This window comes from Exiguobacterium sp. s56 (genome assembly GCF_018618255.1).
Classification (GTDB): domain Bacteria; phylum Bacillota; class Bacilli; order Exiguobacteriales; family Exiguobacteriaceae; genus Exiguobacterium; species Exiguobacterium chiriqhucha.
Genome location: NZ_JACSLR010000008.1, coordinates 63,193 through 80,916 on the forward strand (window position 1 = coordinate 63,193; position 17,724 = coordinate 80,916).

The 17,724-nt window shown below is 53.1% G+C and carries 16 protein-coding genes; 6 read left to right on the forward strand and 10 right to left on the reverse strand.

The annotated features are described in order from the left end of the window. Positions 1-12: 12 nt before the first annotated feature. Positions 13-885: an ROK family protein gene (locus tag KNP71_RS09130; protein ID WP_165569426.1), complete on the forward strand. Its 873-nt coding sequence runs from the start codon at positions 13-15 to the stop codon at positions 883-885. A 39-nt stretch (positions 886-924) separates the two neighbouring features. Here KNP71_RS09130 and KNP71_RS09135 read toward each other — a convergent pair whose 3' ends face one another. Continuing rightward, a complete protein-coding gene (locus KNP71_RS09135; RefSeq protein WP_131471687.1) occupies positions 925-1,419 on the reverse strand; it encodes a hypothetical protein in 495 nt (164 codons plus the stop codon). Next, positions 1,416-2,951: a sensor domain-containing diguanylate cyclase gene (locus KNP71_RS09140; RefSeq protein WP_131471689.1), complete on the reverse strand. Its 1,536-nt coding sequence runs from the start codon at positions 2,949-2,951 to the stop codon at positions 1,416-1,418. Before KNP71_RS09140 ends, KNP71_RS09135 begins: the two co-directional genes overlap by 4 nt. Positions 2,952-3,178: 227 nt before the next feature. On the opposite strand from KNP71_RS09140, the gene KNP71_RS09145 reads away from it, so the two are divergent. After that, a complete protein-coding gene (locus KNP71_RS09145; protein ID WP_131471690.1) occupies positions 3,179-3,613 on the forward strand; it encodes a hypothetical protein in 435 nt (144 codons plus the stop codon). A 120-nt stretch (positions 3,614-3,733) separates the two neighbouring features. Here KNP71_RS09145 and KNP71_RS09150 read toward each other — a convergent pair whose 3' ends face one another. The 6 genes from KNP71_RS09150 to KNP71_RS09175 form a co-directional block, all read right to left on the reverse strand. Further along, positions 3,734-5,185 (reverse strand): glycoside hydrolase family 1 protein, encoded by a 1,452-nt coding sequence (locus KNP71_RS09150; RefSeq protein ID WP_031200425.1) that lies wholly within the window; start codon positions 5,183-5,185, stop codon positions 3,734-3,736. A gap of 9 nt (positions 5,186-5,194) precedes the next feature. Continuing rightward, complete coding sequence (locus KNP71_RS09155; protein WP_214799415.1) at positions 5,195-7,048, reverse strand: beta-glucoside-specific PTS transporter subunit IIABC; 1,854 nt, start codon at positions 7,046-7,048, stop codon at positions 5,195-5,197. Between the two features lie 99 nt (positions 7,049-7,147). Then, positions 7,148-7,999, reverse strand: coding sequence for a BglG family transcription antiterminator LicT (gene licT / locus KNP71_RS09160; RefSeq protein WP_021067990.1), 852 nt, complete (start codon positions 7,997-7,999; stop codon positions 7,148-7,150). A gap of 212 nt (positions 8,000-8,211) precedes the next feature. Then, positions 8,212-8,952: an AAA family ATPase gene (locus KNP71_RS09165; RefSeq protein WP_029596342.1), complete on the reverse strand. Its 741-nt coding sequence runs from the start codon at positions 8,950-8,952 to the stop codon at positions 8,212-8,214. Further along, positions 8,943-10,211 carry a HAMP domain-containing sensor histidine kinase gene (locus KNP71_RS09170; RefSeq protein ID WP_214799417.1) on the reverse strand — a complete coding sequence of 423 codons (1,269 nt, stop codon included), beginning with the start codon at positions 10,209-10,211 and terminating at the stop codon, positions 8,943-8,945. Before KNP71_RS09170 ends, KNP71_RS09165 begins: the two co-directional genes overlap by 10 nt. Next, a complete protein-coding gene (locus KNP71_RS09175; RefSeq protein WP_131471693.1) occupies positions 10,208-10,858 on the reverse strand; it encodes a response regulator transcription factor in 651 nt (216 codons plus the stop codon). The genes KNP71_RS09170 and KNP71_RS09175 overlap by 4 nt, the downstream gene beginning before the upstream one ends. Before the next feature lie 142 nt (positions 10,859-11,000). Between KNP71_RS09175 and KNP71_RS09180 the strand changes: the two genes are divergently transcribed. Further along, complete coding sequence (locus tag KNP71_RS09180) at positions 11,001-11,570, forward strand: hypothetical protein (RefSeq protein WP_131471695.1); 570 nt, start codon at positions 11,001-11,003, stop codon at positions 11,568-11,570. A 30-nt stretch (positions 11,571-11,600) separates the two neighbouring features. On the opposite strand, the gene KNP71_RS09185 is transcribed toward KNP71_RS09180, so the two are convergent. Then, on the reverse strand, positions 11,601-12,308 hold the full coding sequence (locus tag KNP71_RS09185) for a hypothetical protein (protein WP_214830541.1): 708 nt from the start codon (positions 12,306-12,308) through the stop codon (positions 11,601-11,603). Between the two features lie 90 nt (positions 12,309-12,398). Next, complete coding sequence (locus tag KNP71_RS09190; protein WP_214799419.1) at positions 12,399-14,309, reverse strand: endonuclease MutS2; 1,911 nt, start codon at positions 14,307-14,309, stop codon at positions 12,399-12,401. A 459-nt stretch (positions 14,310-14,768) separates the two neighbouring features. On the opposite strand from KNP71_RS09190, the gene KNP71_RS09195 reads away from it, so the two are divergent. The 3 genes from KNP71_RS09195 to nagE are packed head-to-tail and all read left to right on the forward strand — an operon-like array spanning position 14,769 to position 17,609. Further along, positions 14,769-15,257, forward strand: coding sequence for a PTS sugar transporter subunit IIA (locus KNP71_RS09195; protein ID WP_214756441.1), 489 nt, complete (start codon positions 14,769-14,771; stop codon positions 15,255-15,257). A gap of 19 nt (positions 15,258-15,276) precedes the next feature. Next, positions 15,277-16,125 (forward strand): PRD domain-containing protein, encoded by an 849-nt coding sequence (locus KNP71_RS09200; RefSeq protein ID WP_034780531.1) that lies wholly within the window; start codon positions 15,277-15,279, stop codon positions 16,123-16,125. Next, positions 16,122-17,609: an N-acetylglucosamine-specific PTS transporter subunit IIBC gene (gene nagE / locus KNP71_RS09205; protein ID WP_029596350.1), complete on the forward strand. Its 1,488-nt coding sequence runs from the start codon at positions 16,122-16,124 to the stop codon at positions 17,607-17,609. Before KNP71_RS09200 ends, nagE begins: the two co-directional genes overlap by 4 nt. Positions 17,610-17,724 lie beyond the last annotated feature (115 nt).

Consider the following 17,724-nt stretch of genomic DNA (forward strand, 5'->3'; position numbering starts at 1 on the left):
TGGAAACAAGACATGCAACATTATTTAGCCATCGATATCGGTGGTACCAGTATCAAATACGGAGTCGTCCAAGCCGACGGCAACCTCCTGTCGAACAAACACGTCCCAACCCCAGCGACGTGGGACGGCTTGCTTGATCAAGTCGATGTGATTTTTAACGAAGCGACCGTCGAGTCCCCGCTCGACGGAATCGCCTTCAGTGCGCCCGGCTCCGTCGACTCGACGACCGGTTTGATTCATGGCATCAGCGCATTGCCGTATATCCACAATCGTCCGTTTCTACAGGCGTTCGAAGACCGTTACGACTTACCGGTCACCGTCTTGAACGATGCCAATGCGGCAGCACTTGCAGAAGGATGGAACGGTGCGGCCGCATCCGTGAAACGTTATGCGACCGTGGTCATCGGTACAGGCATCGGTGGTGCTTTCGTCGACTCGGACGTCATCATGGTCGGGTCACACTTCCACGGCGGTGAGTACGGGTACTGGATTTTGGACCCGAACTTGCCGCATCCAGATGGAACATGGAGCGCCATCGGTTCGACGGCCGTCCTCGTCAAGCGTTGCAGCGAACAGCTCGGTCGTCCACTTACCGGAAAAGACGTGTTCGCGCTTCAAACCGATCCGGTCATCCAAACGGAATTAGAGCGCTTCTATCGCTGGAACGCAATCGGCATGTACAATCTTCAATTCGGACTCGACCCGGAGCGGATTTTAATCGGTGGTGGCATCAGTCGCCGTCCGGAAGTCCGAGACGGCATCAAACGACACTTGGATGCGCTCTGTGACGCGTTCGGGACGTTCCACATCGATCTCGAGACGTGTGCCCACTTCAACGAGGCCAACTTGATTGGGGCCGCACGGTTTCACATGTTAGCGCAGTGAAAAAAGGGTTTCCACCACGAGTCTGTGATGGAAACCCTTTTATTGTGCCAGGCGGTCTTCATGAATGTGATGGTACACCTCGTCTCGAATCGCTTCGAGCGTACGCTCATGAACGATCATGTGTGCCCGAATCGTTCGGTTGACGCGTTCATTAACCTTGCCGGCCTCCAAGTGTCGATCCAACACGGGAAGGCTGAAGTCGTCAATCGGCAAATAGGCGATAGGAATCACGGCGGACCCTGATTTAACCGAGACTTGCACGCCGTTCACTTCTGGAAAGAAATACGACTCATAATACGGTTCGACGACCAGCTCTTCTTTCATCGCATCCCGCACTTCGGGAATCGTTGTCGGCAAGGCGATGAAATACACCATTTGGTCGAACGAGAATGAGACGTCTTTCAGCGAGACGCCCAGTGCCTCCGCGTGTCGGTTGGCCACACTACCCGTCACAAACCGATAACTTGGACGGCTCGTAAACAAGATGGTCGCTATAAAGGCGACGGTCATGATCATGACACTGAATTCGGTCATAGCGGCACCCCTTCCCAGCGGCAGACTTGGTTTTTCCCTCGTGATTTGGCCGCGTACAACGCTTGATCGGCGCACTCAATCAACCGTTCGCGTGACTGTTCGTGAAGCGTGTGCTTCGAAGCGACACCGAAGCTGAGCGTTAACTGACCACCTGGTTGTCGCTCCCCGTACATGAAGTTGGTGCCGAGCACGGCCGCACGAATCGTCTCCGCGACGTGGGACGCCTCGACTTCGTCGAACTGCGGCAAGAGAACGACAAACTCTTCGCCACCGAACCGATACGCCATCTGTTCATCCGGCACGCTTCGTCGAATGACACTCGCGAGCCGCGTGAGTAACTCGTTTCCAGCCAAGTGACCGTTTGTGTCGTTGAAATGCTTGAAATGGTCAATATCCATCACAATCAGTGACAGCTCGTCCGTTTCGCACTCCCGGAACAAGACATCCAAATCTTGTTCGAACGAGCGATGGTTTTTAAGACGCGTCAACCCGTCACGAAGCGCCAACGTCTCGATGCGTTGGTACAGCATCGTCTGATGCAATGCGAGTGAAGCTTGCTCCGCGATTGGTCGAACACTGTCCATTTTTTGAGGGGTGATCGGTTTCTTATTGACGACGTTGTCGATGACGAGAAGTCCGTATGGGATTCCTTGGTGATGGAGCGGGAAAATCGTACACTCGTCCATCTGTAAATCGGTATGTAACATACGCAACACCGGATCGTCGGTGATGCTCGCGTAGACGTGGAGCGGCCGTCCCGAGTCGAGTGTCTGCTTGAACAGATGGTCTCCATGAAACGGGATCGTCATTTTCCGAATCCGTTCGTTCAACTGCTCATCGTGTGTCGAGTCCGTCTCTTTCTCGTCAATCAGTCCTTGGAGATCATAATGTTGCCGAGTGATTTCTTCCCAAATTTGAAAACCATCTTCCGGGTTCATTGGACCCGTTCCCATGACCCCGTAAATACTATCTTTTTCCACATCGGCGAAGAAAATGATCGATCGGTTAAAGCCGAGACCGTGCCCAGCCGTCACTGACGTTAAAATTGTTTGGAGCAACCGGTCCGGGTCGAGCGTGTCTTGCATGGTGAAACTGACCTCTCGGAACACGTTCAATTGTCGAGAACTCGCCGTCAACATGCGCAATCGTCCTGATCGTTCTCGTTTCAACTGGGTGACATAGCCGAAAAGAAGCGCTGCACCTAGGCCGAAGAAGATATAACTGAGCAAGAGTGGAAAGGATAACGTCCCGGATTGACTGTACACGAGGAGCCAGCTGACCATGATGGCAACAGTCATGCCTTTCCAATGAAAACAAATGAGTCCTGTCATAATCAATAACAGCACCGACCAATGTAAATCATAAAAATCGAACAATACTCCGTGCCAAATCACGACGAGGCTACTCGACCCAGCGAGCAACCAGCGATTCAGGACGGGGGTCGTCATCAACCGAAGGATGTTGAAGACGATGGTGATGAGGACGATGCCGCCAATCAACAAGCCATAAACCATGATTATCCCTCGTTTCATTAAATCGATTCACCTATACTTTTTATTATAAGTCGAATCACGGGTAACTTGCCGAAATTCATTGAATCACTTACCAAACTTTCAATTACTTTGAAATATTTACCACAAGAACTTGCGCATGATGATTGTACTTTTGATATGAGTGATTTCACATAATCCTTTCATTTACTTTAGCGAAGTAACGTGGAATGATGGAATTAACTAACCCATTTAAGCGAGGTGGAAGCGTGACCCGTACCGAACATCTTGAAGCAACACGGATTTTACAGCATTTGTTTAACGCATCTTCCTTCGTCGGAATCGACTTCGGTTCTGGCCCCAATCATCATCTACTCTACTTCAACCGAGACGGCAACGAGTCGTGGCTCTCGATTGAAGGACCTTGGTACGTCCATTCATCGGGACCGTTGTTCAACGAAGATGAACAACTCCATCACCTCGTCGGACTCCGACGTGAACGCGTCCGTTCCATCCTGTTATCTGAAGACAATCCCCATCTTGAACTGACATTTGAATCTGGAGCCGTCCTGTTCGTGAACGGCTATCACGAACAGTATGAAAGTTGGCAGGCCGGAGACGCCCGTCCGCTCGGAGGCGAACACTTCTTACTCGTCGCCATGCCTCAAGGGGACTTGGCCGTCTTCGCGGAGGAGGATGTCTGATGACAGCTTGGATGGAGATTCTCACGTATATGTTGATTGCCGGTGGCGTCAGTCTCGCCATCATCGTCTTGCGCAAAGTCACGAAGTCATAAGAAAAGAGCGGCCGCGGCCGCTCTTTTATTATTTCACCGTCTCGTCCTCGAACAAGCTTGCCCCGTTCGTCTGGATGACGTCTTGATACCAGAAGAACGAGTCTTTCCGTGAACGCTCGAGCGTCCCTGACCCGTCGTCGTGCTTATCGACGTAGATGAAACCGTAACGTTTGCTGTACTCCCCGGTCGATGCGCTGACAAGGTCGATACAGCCCCAGCTCGTATAACCGATGACGTCGACACCGTCTTCAATCGCCTCCACCATCGCTTTCAAATGGTCACGCAAGTACTCAATCCGATAATCGTCATGGACCGAACCGTCCGCTTCGACCTTATCATAAGCCCCGAGACCGTTCTCGACGATGAAGAGCGGCAATTCATAACGCTCATACAGTTTGTTCAAAATGACGCGAAGTCCCATCGGATCGATTTCCCAACCCCAGTCGCTTGCTTTCAAGTAAGGGTTTTTCACACCGCTCATGATATTCCCTGCTGCTTCGTCTTCTGTCTTCTCCGCTTTCTCGGTACGCGACATATAGTAGCTGAGTGAGAAGAAGTCGACCGTGTGTGCTTTCAGCGTCTCGAGATCGCCATCTTCCATCACGAGTTCAATCCCGTTCTCACGGAAGAATCGTTTCGCGAACGACGGATATTCACCGCGAACGTGAACGTCGCCGCAGAAGAAGTTCATCATGCGCTCGGCGTCATGCGCGTACCAAATGTCTTCCGGGTTCGAGCTGTACGGATAGACCGGCGCCGCGATGAGCATGCAGCCGATTTGCATCGACGGGTCGATTTCGCGTGCCGCTTTTGTCGCGAGTGCACTTGCCACGAGTTGATGATGCAACCCTTGATACGTCAATTGCAACTGGTCGTCCCCTTCACGGATCGCCATCCCGAGACTGAGCATCGGCATGAATTGGGCCCCGTTGATTTCATTGAACGTGAGCCAATATTTGACCTTGCCTTGGTAACGTTCGAACAAGACACGGCTGTACCGCTCGAAAAATGTCACGAGGCGGCGGTCACGCCAACCACCGTATGCTGTCGCCAAGTGGAGCGGCAACTCATAGTGCGAGATGGTGACGAGCGGCTCAATCCCCTGCGCGACGAGCTCGTCGATGACGCGGTCATAGAATTGAAGACCTTCCTCGTTCGGCTCGAGTTCGTCACCGTTCGGGAAGATGCGCGACCAAGCGATTGACATGCGGAACGTCTTGAAGCCCATCTCTTTGAAGAGAGCGATGTCTTCCTTGTAGTGATGATAGAAGTCAATGCCTTCGTGGTTCGGGTACGTATACTCGTCATGTAACTCGAAATCGAACGTCGGGTCATGGATGATTTTCATCCGGTCCTTGCCGCCCGGCATCACATCCGCGATCGACAGTCCTTTGCCACCTTCTTGATATCCGCCTTCAAATTGGTTCGCCGCTGTGGCGCCACCCCATAAAAAGTTTTTCGCTACTTGTTTCATATCCATTTCCTCCTTTTAGGCTAAGACGCGCAAGACGCCGTGGTTTGGTTCGACGATGCCGCTATGTGTCGGCAAGACATCTAAGTAATTCCCTGTATTTGTGACAATTACCGGAGTTATCGTGTCGTAACCGGCTTGAGCAATGGCTTCTAAATCAAATTTCACCAACACGTCGCCTTCGGTCACTTGTTGTCCGTCTGTGACGAACGATTCGAAATGTTGTCCCCCGAGCTGGACCGTGTCGAGCCCGACGTGAATCAATACTTCGACACCGCTATGCGACCGGAGTCCGATTGCGTGCTTCGATTGATAGACCGTGACGACTTCCCCGTCGAACGGCGCATAGACGACGCCTTCCGTTGGCATGATGGCAATTCCTTTCCCCATCGCGCCACTCGAGAACACTTCATCGCGAACGGTCTCAAGTGCGACGACTTCCCCTTTGACCGGTGAGGAGACCGGTGTACCGACGTGATCAGTCAAGACAGGTGCTGATTCGACACGCGGCGACGTTTCTTCCGATGTTACTTCTTTATGGAATGCGAACGTGAGTCCGAACGAGACGAGCGTCGCAACTGCCATCCCAATCAACGCACCATAGAATGTCATATCAAGGCCCGTTGCCGGAATCATGACCGGGATACTGAACACGCCGAGACCACCCATCGCATAAGCGGCCGTCCCGAGCATACCGCCGACGACACCGCCGGCCGCGCCACCGACCATCCCAAAGACGAACGGTTTTTTACGCGGGAGCGTCAATCCGTAAATCGCCGGCTCGGTGATACCGAACACACCAGCGATCGTCGACGAGGTACCAAGTCCTTTCGTCTTCGGGTCACGCGCCTTCAATGTGATGGCGAGCGTTGCCCCGACTTGACCGAATGTCGCCATGAGGACTCCGACGACGATCGTGTCCATGCCGACGACTGCCAAGTTGTTGATGATAATCGGCACGAGCCCCCAATGGAGACCGAACATGACGAGCACTTGCCAAAATGCACCGATGAAAGCGATGGCGACGACTGGACTGAGTTCATATAAGAACGAGTAGCCGCCGGCGAGACCTTGACTCGCGTATGTTGCGACCGGACCGATGGCGAGGAACGTGAGCGGGACGACAATCAAGAGTGCCATCATCGGGGTCGTGAAGTTACGGACCGCCTCATGCGTGTGTTTGTTGAAGAACGTTTCGACTTTCGATGACACGTACACCGCCAAGATAATCGGGATGACCGAGGACGCGTAGCTCATCAAGACGACTGGCACCGTGAGGAATGAGAGTGACTCGCCCGCACCTTGTATCGCGACGATAGCCGGATAGACGAGCGCACCCCCGATAATCATCCCAATATACGGATTGCCGCCAAACTTCTTCGCTGCCGAATGGCCGAGGATGACCGGTAAGAAGTAGAAGAGCGCGTCGGCCGCTGCGTTCAAGACGATGTATGTGCCCATGTCTTGTGTCAGTAAGCCGAGGGCGACGAGAATGGCGAGCAACCCTTTCAATAGACCACTACCGGCCATCGGACCGAGAATCGGGGTGAAAATCCCCGCAATCACATCAATCAAACGGTTAAAGACGCCCGTTTTTTCCGTATCGTCGTTCGATGACGTCTGGAATCCACCCGCCTCGACCACGTCTTGATAGACGTATGGGACGTTGTTGCCGATGACGACTTGGAATTGACCGCCGCTTTGGACGACCGTGATGACGCCGTCATGATTTTTTAACGCTTCAGGATTGGCTTTCTGTTCATCTTTCAATTTAAAACGTAGCCGTGTTGCACAATGGAACACGCTTTTGACGTTATCTTTCCCGCCGACGTGACGAATGATGTCCGCGGCGAGCGTTTTTGTTTGGCTCATACTGTTCACTCCTTCAATTTGGGTAAAAAGAAAAACCTAAATGAACGCACACGGGAGGTGCCGTCATTTAGGTTTGGCCTGCATCATCAGTAACCATCCTTAGGATCGTCGTTCTTTCATTAAGTTTTCGATATGAATCATCATATACAACCGCTCATCGGTCGAAACCTCGTAATTGTACTTCGTGGCGATTAGACCGGCGATTTTCTCGACACATTCGTAAGCGTCCGGATAGCGCAGCTTCACCATCTCGAACAGCGTCTCGTCGCCCCCCTGCTTAATCTTCTCACCTGAGGCAAGCCGTTGGACGAAATACTTCAAGTGGGTCAAGAATCGTGAATAGGCGTATGATTCTTCATCCAAATCAATTTGAAAGTGGTACGTGATGATGGTGAGGATTGCTTGTGTGGCGCGTGTCATCTCGGTGACGAGATGCAAATTTTCACCTTTGGCGCCCGACATCGTCGCGTTGACGAGATGGAGCGCGATGGCGACCGCCTCGTCTTCGTCTAATTTGACGTCGTGCCGTTCATTGATGAGGGCGACCGCTTCTTTCCCGATGGTGAACTCGGGTCCGTAAAATCGTTTCACTTCCCAAACGAGCGGGTTCCGAATGATGATTCCATCCCGATACCGACTGAGGGCGAAATGGATGTGGTCGGCGAGGGTCACATATAGCGAATCATGGACCGACTTCTCAAGCCGCGTCTCCGCCAACTTGACGATTTCTTTGACCGTATCCATCTCCGCCGCTGGCATCTCATTCAAAAAATGAACGAACCGTTCGTGGCTCTCTTTACTCTCGAGCGTAAAGACTTTTTCGATCCGCGCTTGATCAATCGCATCACCCGGACGTTTTTGAAACGCAATCCCCCGTCCCATGACGACTTGTTCTTGACCGTTCGCTTGAATGGCCACGACGTTATTGTTGAACACTTTTGAAATCTGCATGGAATCAATTCACCTCCGCTCAAGTTCGAGTGAAAAGAAAAAAACCTAAATTCACACCGGTCCGCCCAAATTTGGATGATCGGCATCAATTTAGGTTTTGCCTGCTTGACCAGTAACAATCCCAAAATGGATTTTCTTCTTCTCGCTACTAGCATACTCCCTTGAAATCTTGACGTCAACATAAAAATAAAACGCTTACACCGTGACCGTTTTCACTCGAACAGGATGCGTTGCATCCGTTCTGGTGCCGCTAGAAAGTCACGCATGACACGGACGTGCTCGAGTTCGTCGAACGTCGTCGGCCGGAGTCCCGTCTCGACTTGGAGTATGTCGGCGTCAGGATACGACATGAGGATTGGTGAATGGGTCGCGATGATGAATTGACTGCCCGATTGGACGAGTTCATGCATCCGCGCGAGCATCGTCAACTGCCGCATCGGGGACAAGGCGGCCTCAGGCTCGTCCAATATATAGAGCCCGCCATCCCGGAAACGATGGAGCATGAGCGACAAGAACGCCTCTCCGTGCGATTGCTCATGGAGCGATCGACCGCCGTAAGACGCATAGAACCGTTCCGGGTCGGGCGACGTTCGTGCAATCTCATCCACATAACTCGACAATTGATATGCCGTCTCGGCCCGGAGGAAAAATCCGTCCTTCGGTCGATAGGCACCCCGAATCGGACGGAGCGCCTCGAACAACGGGCTATGCGTTGCCTCGGTCTCAAAACGGAACGTCGTCGCCCCACCTTCCGGATTGAATCCGGCGGCGATGGCCATCCCTTCGACCAACGTCGATTTTCCACTCCCATTCTCGCCGACCAAGAACGTGACCGGCTTCGTCAGCGTCAGTTCATCAAACCCCTCAAAAATCGGTAGCGAGAACGGATAGCCAGGTGTCTCAATCCGGTCCCGTTCCAAGCGCACACCCCGCAAAAATAAGTTTATTCCCATTCGATCCAAAACAGTGCCCCCTCTCTCGACTCAATCCCGTACGACAGCCCTTGTGCCTCGAGTAACAGCTTATTGATAGCCAGACCAAGCCCGTGCCCGTTCGAACGGTCGCCTTTCACATACATGTCCCAGATGTTGGCACGCATCGATTCTGTGATGCCCGGACCCTTATCCTCGATTTCAAGCCGTCGCTCAGTGAGCCTGATTGTAATCACACCGCCAATCGGACTCGCGTGATATGCGTTCTGAAGAAAGTTCGACAGGATGCGCTCCATCGCCAACCGGTCCGCCTGTACTGTCACATCCTCAAGTTCAAGCGTGACCGTCACTTGCTTGTGCCGGAACCATTCCTCCATCCGCGCGACCGTCGCTTCAATCAATTCATTCATGTGAACAGTTTCAATCGTGAGCGCCAGCTTGCCTGCCGATAGCTTCGAGTATTCGAGCATCTGGGTGACGAGCCGGTCGATGCGATCGACTTCTTCGGTCATGCTACGTCCCGTCGCCGCCACGTCTTCTTGTTTGACGACACCGAGTTCAAGCATTTCGGCCTCGTTCCGGACAATGGCAAGCGGGGTCCGGACATCGTGCGTAACCCCTGAGATGAATGTATTTTGCATCCGTTCTTTCTCTTCGAGTGATGTGTTCATCTGACGGACCGCTTCCGTCAAATCGCCAATCTCGTCGTCGGTGACAGGCGGCAGTGTGATGTCATGCCGGCCCAACATGATGGCTGCGGTCGCCTGCTTCAACTCGACGAGCGGGGACGTCAAACGCCGCCCCATCCAATACGTCACACCGACGGCGACGATGAGCGCGAGCAAGAACCCGCTCCCGAGAATGACGTAGATTTGACGAAACTGCGGATTCGACAGCGGGACGGGTGCGTACGTCACGATTTGCACATCCCCTTCTTCCCGAAGGAACGTCAATAACCGCGCCCCGTTCACACTGACCTCATCTCGTTCAGAAAGTGAGTCTGGATCGAGGGCTGGCGACATATGTCGACGCATCCTGCCCCCACGATCAAGATTGACCGCTTCCCCGTCTTGAAACACGAGAACATCGAGTTGACCCGGTATGCCGCGTCCATCCACAAGCGCCTCATACACGATGTCCGCTTCACGCTCGAGTTGGTCATAGCTCTCCGTCTCCGCGAAACGCCCAATCAAGAGTGATGTCAGACCAAATGTGAGCACCGCCATGACGACGAGAGGGAGGATCGCGGTCCAAAGCAACTTCTTCATCAACCGGCTCATCGGACTTCCTCCAATCGATAACCGACGCGATGCACCGTCTTCAAGTACCGCTTCATCGTCGGCAATTTGTCACGCAACTGTTTGACGTGCGTGTCGACCGTGCGCGTGTCCCCGGCGAACGTATAATCCCACACCTCGTCAAGTAGGCGGTTGCGATCGAGCGCTTCTCCACTATGTTTCAAGAAGAAGAGGAGCAACTCGTATTCTTTATTGGTCATCCGAATCGCTTGGCCGTGATCGGTCACCGTACGGGATCGTGCGTCCACCATCATGTCGCCGAACGAGATCTCGTCCGTCTGTTTGACGAGACGTTTCAGGCGAATTTCGAGTTCTTTTAACACGATCGGTTTGACCAAATAATCGTCGGCCCCGAGCTCGAGGCCGAACACACGGTCATCCGCCTCTCCTCGTGCCGTCGCCAAGATGATGGCCGGTCGCGGCTTGAGCGTCTTCAATTTCGGGATGAGCGTCCAACCTTCCCCGTCCGGCAGACGAACATCGAGCAGGACCGCATCGAACGGTTGCTCGAGCTGCCGCTTCGCTTCGGCGAGTGTGCCGACCACACTGACGTGAAACCCCGCGTACGTTAAAAAGCGGGCGAGCCCGTCCGCTAATTTCGGTTCATCTTCGACTACGAGTACGTTCATCTTTATCGCCTCCACCCCCATTATATCGCATCGCGAAACGAACCCATCATTTCCCAAAGACAATTTGCAGAAACCTTGCAATTCCCTCACAACTTTTGATCACCCACGTCCTACACTTGAGGTAGTAAAGGAGGAGATTGACATGAAGACATCTAAATTAGCCATCACCCTGGCCGGCCTACTTGCCGTCTCAGGAACCGGCGTCTATGCCGCCACGAACGACACGACAACGACCGACGGAACGGAAACGACGACCCAATGCGAACGCGGGGAACGAGGCGAGCGGGGTATGTTCGGTAATCGGGCAGCCGGTCAGGCCGCTTTGCTCGAGGCGCTCGGGTTGACCGAAGCCGACGTGGAAGCAGCGCGCGAAGAAGGACAATCGCTTCCTGAACTCGCGGAAGAAACAGGGATCACCATTGAACAGTTCATCGAGGCGATGATCACTTCTCATGAAGCGAAACTTGAGGCAGCCGTTGAATCAGGTGACTTGACGCAAGATGAGGCCGACGCGATTCTCGCCGACCACGAAGAGCGTTTTGCTGACATCACGAGTTACGACGACTTAGGCGACATGCGCGGCTTTGGCGGTGGACGTCACGGAGGCGGGCATGGCCCTCATCACGGTGGTCTATTCGGTGGCCCGAACCAAGATGAGGACACACCTGCGGCCGACGATAACGTAGACAATCAGAGCACCAATTCACTGTAAGCAAAAAGGCAACCACGATCGGTTGCCTTTTCATATGGCCAATAACAGCAGAGCGTATCCGATAAGCCCAACGGCAAAGGCGCGGAAACTGCTGTCCCGCTCTTCTGGCAGCTCTTCTTTCATGACGTTCAAAATAATCCCCCCGGCCAAGAACGCGACAATCATCGACAGCGTCACTTCATGGAGCGCTGAAAATGCGCCGACGCTCCACCCGGCAAGCACGGCCAACGACAACCACAATCGGCCTCGCCTGTCGTACAACTCCTGATGGTGATGCCTCAGACCCTGGTCGACCGTGATGAAATGAATCCCTAATGCGACAAAGTAGAGTGTCATTGCCCACGCCGTATCGAACTCGCTCTCCGCGAGCACATAGCCGATGCTGAAGTTGTAGACGATGAACAACGCCATGTGAATCCAAAACACGTTGCCATTCCCACGTCTCTTCATTTGCGTGGCCAACCGTTCCAAGCCGTAGAACACCGCCAGACCGAGCATGCTGACGACGAGGATATGATTCTCAATGGAGGCGAACAGTCCGCTCTCGAGATGTCCTTCGAGTTCTTGTTGATATTCGTTCAGTTCAGGCAAGAGATGAAGAAACACATAGGCGACGGCGACTCCGCCGGCGAGTGACAGAAACCGGCTCCGCGGCGTCTCGCGCACGTGAATCAACTGTCCTGAAAAGTAGTGAATCAAGGCAAATCCGATGGCGAACAACAAGCTTAACCAAAACATCCAGTCACCTCCGACACGTTACCCGAAAGCCGAACTGTACGTGATGACTCCCGGTCCTTGTTCCTTACCCGAGTGTCTTCCCGGATACACTCATTTGCTTCGTTCGGCACGTTGCCGCGCCCGAATCTCTTTCTCGACGCGACGGAGCGCCTTCTTCGAACCGCGAGCAAAGTCATGGGCTTCTTTCCGGTCCCGGTAATCGATGAATAACGTTTCCAGGTCATAACCAGCTGGATACAAGTCGAGCGCTTTCGCCTCGCGTCGAACTCGGCGGAGCGGTTGCTCACTGAAGACACCGTCGACATAGACGGTGACTTGGCGCAACGATTCGTCCATCGCATAGACAAGACCGACTTGATCCGTCTCGAGCAGGCGGACCCGGTCCCCTTTTGACAGAACTTGATCTGGTTCGATGACGGATGAGACGACTGCTTGCGTCAGACGTGCCGGATCGACGAGCGACTGGTCGTACGTCTTGTCGTGCATATAGCGGGCCGCCTGCTTCAAAATCGATTCGGGCAATTTCATTTTCCGGGCAATGAACAAGGCGTTGCTGTCGCCGGACTGCCCAATCAACAGCCGATACTTCGGTTCGAGCGTTTCCGGGTCGAACTGCATGGCCGCGTTCATGAAGTCCGGATGCGTCTCGGAGTACGCCTTGATTTCGCCGTAATGGGTCGAGGCGACGACGAGACAGCCTCGTTTATATGCTTCTTCTAAAATTGCGATGGCGAGGGCCGCTCCCTCGTTCGGTTCGGTCCCGCTTCCAATCTCATCGAATAACAGTAACGACCGTTTCCCTGCCTTCTGCATGATGTGCGCCACGTTATGCATATGGGCCGAGAACGTGCTGAGCGCCGAACCCATGTCCTGGTTGTCCCCGATGTCGACGAATACGTCGTCAAACGTCGAGATGTCCGTGTCCGGATGGGCCGGGATATGAAGTCCGCTCATCGTCATCAAACTGAGCAGACCAATCGTCTTCAAGACGACCGTCTTCCCGCCGGCGTTCGGTCCGGTGATGATCAGACCGCGGTACGTGTCCCCGAGCGAGAAGTCGAGAGGGACCGCCCGTTCGAGGAGTGGATGGCGGACTTGTTTCAAACGGATTTTCCCGACCGCGTTCACGCGAGGGGCGATGCCATCGATGGCTTGGCTATACTTCCCTTTCGCGAACACCATATCGTATTGGGCGATGACATCAAGCGTCGCCTCGATGGTCGGCAACGCTTCCGCCACCATGCCGGTGAGCGTGGCGAGAACTTGATAGATTTCGACCGCTTCCTCCGTTCGTTTGACGACGAGTTCCGCGTTCAACTTCGCCACCGCCTCTGGTTCGATGAAGACCGTCGTCCCTCGGCTCGACGTGTCGATGATTGTCCCAGCGACTTTATGTTTATATGACGCTTTGATTGGAATCGTGAATCGATCTTGTTTCTTCGTCACAAAGCCGTCTTGAATCGCTTCCCGGTTTGTGGCGCTCTTCAAGAACTTGCTCAACCGCTCCTCGATCCGTCCTTCGAGAATGTCGATTTGTTTGCGGACGCGTTTCAATTCTTTGGACGCCTCGTCGACGACCCGTCCCCCACGAATCGATTGGACGATGTCTTCCTCGATGCTGCGCCACTCGCTCATCTCTCCCGCGTAAAGGGACAAGAGCGGGGCAAAGAACGCCTGCTCGGCCATGAATCGCTTCAGTTTACGGGCCCCGCGGAAAAATTCGGCGACGGCTTCGAGTTCGCTTGCCTCGAGCTGGATGCCACGGCTGATTTTACCGATGAGCGGTTCCATAGCAGACACCCCGATAAAGGGGACGTGTGACGTCGCGTCGAGAATCGCGCGTGCTTCCGATGTCTCTTGAAGCCGTTTTTTCACCGTTTGCAGATGGCTCGTCGGACGCTGGTTTCGTAACAAGTTGCGTCCGAATCCGCTGATGCAGTATCGTTCGACGTGATGAATCAAGTCGTTGTATTGTAGTTTGTCTAATGTTTGTTCATTCATGATGGAGTCTCCTTATTTTGTGATGGAGATACCGCGCAAACAAAAAGCGTCGGCCGATGACGACCAACGCAAAAAGACAGACCGGTGTCTGGCAGTTTATGAATGGCGGTATCTGTAACAGAACATGAAGGCATGACAAAAAGACGCGTCATCCAACATTTTTCAGTTCGTTAGGCAGATACAACCTCACTCATTAACATGCAACACCTTTCCCATTCAGTTTCGCCCTAACTATACAACAGATTTTCGAAGAAGTAAAATTTCTAGAGAACGCTTTCAAATTAGGTCTTGATATCTATACATCGGCGTGCTATCTTGAGGGTGACGAAACGAATAATGATCACATGTGACTGATTCGATCAGGCATGGGGTAAGACGAAAGGCTCACGCCACCCGTCTATACTCCATGCCTGTTTTGTTTTTTCACAATCATTTTTCAAGCGAAAGGATGAATCGAACATGTTATTGAATAAGTGGATGAAGAGACATACACTGACACTTTACGCACCCGTGGAAGGAGACATCATTCCACTTGAGGAAGTGACCGACCCCGTCTTCAGCGAGAAGATGATGGGCGACGGGATTGCCATCATGCCGACGGACGGAACGGTCGTCGCACCGGTAGATGGAACCATCATCCAAGTCGCACCGACGAAGCACGCGATCGGTATCCGTTCGGGAGACGGAGCTGAAATTTTGATTCATGTCGGACTCGATACGGTCGAACTCGCGGGTAGCCCATTCAACGTCCACGTCAAAGTCGGTGACACGGTCACGACCGGACAGCCACTGTTGACGGCCGACTTGGAACAAATCCAGCGAGCCGGTAAAGACACGGTCACTCCGATGGTCATCACAAACGGGAGCACGTTAGAGCACCCGTATTCGTTCCATGCAGGCGGCCCATCGCTTCCTGGGAAGACCGTCGTCGCTCAAGCGGAACAATGACTCCTCGATAGGAGGACACATGTTAAAAATCAAAAAGATTCTAAACAACAACGCGGTCATCGTCTCAGACGAGGGTGAAGAGAAAATCGCCATCGGACCGGGCGTCGCATTCAAGAAGGCACGCAACGATATCGTCAATCCGCATAAAGTTGAAAAGTTGTTCGTCATGTCGGAGAACGATAAATTTCAACAACTGCTGACGCGGATTCCAATCGAGCACTTCACGATTTCAGAAGAAATCATTTCGCATGCGGAAAAACGGCTCGAGACGACGTTCAACGAACACATCCATATCGTCCTCACCGATCACATCTCGTTCGCCATCGAGCGCGAGCAAGAAGGCATCTCGCTCCGAAATAAACTGTTGAACGAGATTAAGATTTTATATCGCAACGAATACGAGATCGGACTATGGGCGCTTCACCTCATCGAGGACAAACTCGGCGTAAAGATGCCGAAAGATGAGGCGGCCTTCATCGCGCTACACATCCATACACTAAAAGTGAAGGGAGGTGATTTACGCAAGACGGTCAAACAGACGACAATCGTACGTGACATGATTCAATCGATTTCGAGACGACTCGATCTATCTATAGAAGAAGATGACTTATCCTATCAACGCTTATTAACTCATTTACGATTCGTCATGGATCGGGTCAACCATTACGATCACCATACGATCGACGAAGATATGCTTCTCATGATTCAAACGAAGTTCTCGTCGGCCTATGCATGTGCGTCTGACGTCGCAAACGAAATGGAAGACTTATACGGCATCGTCTTGCCCGAATCAGAGCTTGGTTACATCACGCTCCACATTCAACGCCTGCAAGATCAACACCATCAAAAAGGAGGACATTCACAATGATGAACTTTTTACAACGTCTCGGACGTTCCCTCATGTTGCCAGTTGCCGTACTTCCTGCAGCTGCCATTCTCATGGGGATCGGTTACTGGATCGACCCGGTCGGCTGGGGTTCTGAAAACATCGCCGCCGCATTCTTGATCAAAGCCGGTTCAGCGATCATCGATAACATTCCAATTCTCTTCGCAGTCGGGGTCGCCCTCGGGATGGCGAAAAACCGTGACGGCTCAGCCGCTCTAAGCGGACTTGTCGCCTTCCTCACGGTCACGACACTCTTGTCTTCGGCAACGGTCGCCTTGTTCCAAGGTGTCGACGTCGAAGCCGTCAACCCAGCGTTCGGTAAGATTGCCAACGCGTTCGTCGGTATCTTGTCAGGTATCGTCGCCGCTCAAATGTACAACCGCTTCAGTCATGTGAAGCTACCAGATGCACTCGCCTTCTTTAGTGGGAAGCGTCTCGTGCCAATCATGACGGCATTCTCGATGATCCTCGTCTCGGTCGCCCTTTACTTCGTCTGGCCGGTCGTGTACACAGGACTCGTCGGATTTGGGGAAACGATCTCTAAAATGGGTGCAATCGGGGCCGGCCTTTACGGCTTCTTCAACCGTCTGTTAATCCCAACTGGTCTTCACCACGCCTTGAACTCGGTATTCTGGTTCGATGTGGCCGGCATTAACGATATCGGTAACTTCTGGTCAGGTGAAGGTGTGAAAGGGATTACTGGACGCTATCAAGCCGGGTTCTTCCCGATTATGATGTTCGGTCTTCCGGCAGCAGCCCTCGCCATGTACCATACAGCGAAAACAAAACGTAAAAAACAAGCGGCCTCGCTCCTTCTCGCCGCAGCGTTCGCATCGTTCTTCACAGGTGTCACGGAACCGCTCGAATTCTCGTTCATGTTCCTCGCACCAGTTCTCTACCTCGTCCACGCGGTCTTGACAGGGGTTTCCCTCTTCATCGCGGCGACGTTCCAATGGACGGCCGGATTCGGCTTCAGCGCCGGTCTTGTCGACTTTGTCCTCAGCTCACGGTTACCGCTCGCGAACCAGCCGTACATGTTGCTCGTTCAAGGTCTCGTCTTCGGTGCCATCTACTACGTCATCTTCCGCTTCATGATCGTCAAGCTCAACTTGGCAACGCCAGGCCGTGAGTCAGACGAAGCGGTTGACGCAGTCGCAACGGAAACGACTCCTGAAGGCGAAACGAAGACGGCTCCAGTCGCTGCCGGCGGTCAATATTCAGCGATGGCAGTGATGATTTACGATGGTCTCGGTGGCGATCAAAACGTCACAGGCATCGAGTCATGCGTCACACGTCTCCGCGTCGATGTGAAAGACATGGATACGGTCGACCAAGCCCAAATCAAGAAAGCGGGCATCCCTGGTATCAAGGTTGTCAGCCCGAACCACATTCAAGTCATCGTCGGAACGAACGTCCAATTCGTCCTCGAAGAGATTGAAAAACTCCGGAGCCATCGCGCCGGGTAACTGACGAAAGCCACCTCGCGCACGAGGTGGCTTTTTGCCGTCTTGGCTCATATGTTAATAAAATTGTCGTTCACTCAGCTCTTCTTGGCTGACATCAACATGAGCGAAACCGTGA

Bases quoted from the DNA above. Each gene is read 5' to 3' on its own strand.
- KNP71_RS09130 (WP_165569426.1), top strand. From the start codon at position 13: ATGCAACATTATTTAGCCATCGATATCGGTGGTACCAGTATCAAATAC.
- KNP71_RS09135 (WP_131471687.1), bottom strand. From the start codon at position 1,419: ATGACCGAATTCAGTGTCATGATCATGACCGTCGCCTTTATAGCGACC.
- KNP71_RS09140 (WP_131471689.1), bottom strand. From the start codon at position 2,951: ATGAAACGAGGGATAATCATGGTTTATGGCTTGTTGATTGGCGGCATC.
- KNP71_RS09150 (WP_031200425.1), bottom strand. From the start codon at position 5,185: ATGGATATGAAACAAGTAGCGAAAAACTTTTTATGGGGTGGCGCCACA.
- KNP71_RS09155 (WP_214799415.1), bottom strand. From the start codon at position 7,048: ATGAGCCAAACAAAAACGCTCGCCGCGGACATCATTCGTCACGTCGGC.
- licT (WP_021067990.1), bottom strand. From the start codon at position 7,999: ATGCAGATTTCAAAAGTGTTCAACAATAACGTCGTGGCCATTCAAGCG.
- KNP71_RS09165 (WP_029596342.1), bottom strand. From the start codon at position 8,952: ATGGGAATAAACTTATTTTTGCGGGGTGTGCGCTTGGAACGGGACCGG.
- KNP71_RS09170 (WP_214799417.1), bottom strand. From the start codon at position 10,211: ATGAGCCGGTTGATGAAGAAGTTGCTTTGGACCGCGATCCTCCCTCTC.
- KNP71_RS09175 (WP_131471693.1), bottom strand. From the start codon at position 10,858: ATGAACGTACTCGTAGTCGAAGATGAACCGAAATTAGCGGACGGGCTC.
- KNP71_RS09180 (WP_131471695.1), top strand. From the start codon at position 11,001: ATGAAGACATCTAAATTAGCCATCACCCTGGCCGGCCTACTTGCCGTC.
- KNP71_RS09185 (WP_214830541.1), bottom strand. From the start codon at position 12,308: ATGTTTTGGTTAAGCTTGTTGTTCGCCATCGGATTTGCCTTGATTCAC.
- KNP71_RS09190 (WP_214799419.1), bottom strand. From the start codon at position 14,309: ATGAATGAACAAACATTAGACAAACTACAATACAACGACTTGATTCAT.
- KNP71_RS09195 (WP_214756441.1), top strand. From the start codon at position 14,769: ATGTTATTGAATAAGTGGATGAAGAGACATACACTGACACTTTACGCA.
- KNP71_RS09200 (WP_034780531.1), top strand. From the start codon at position 15,277: ATGTTAAAAATCAAAAAGATTCTAAACAACAACGCGGTCATCGTCTCA.
- nagE (WP_029596350.1), top strand. From the start codon at position 16,122: ATGATGAACTTTTTACAACGTCTCGGACGTTCCCTCATGTTGCCAGTT.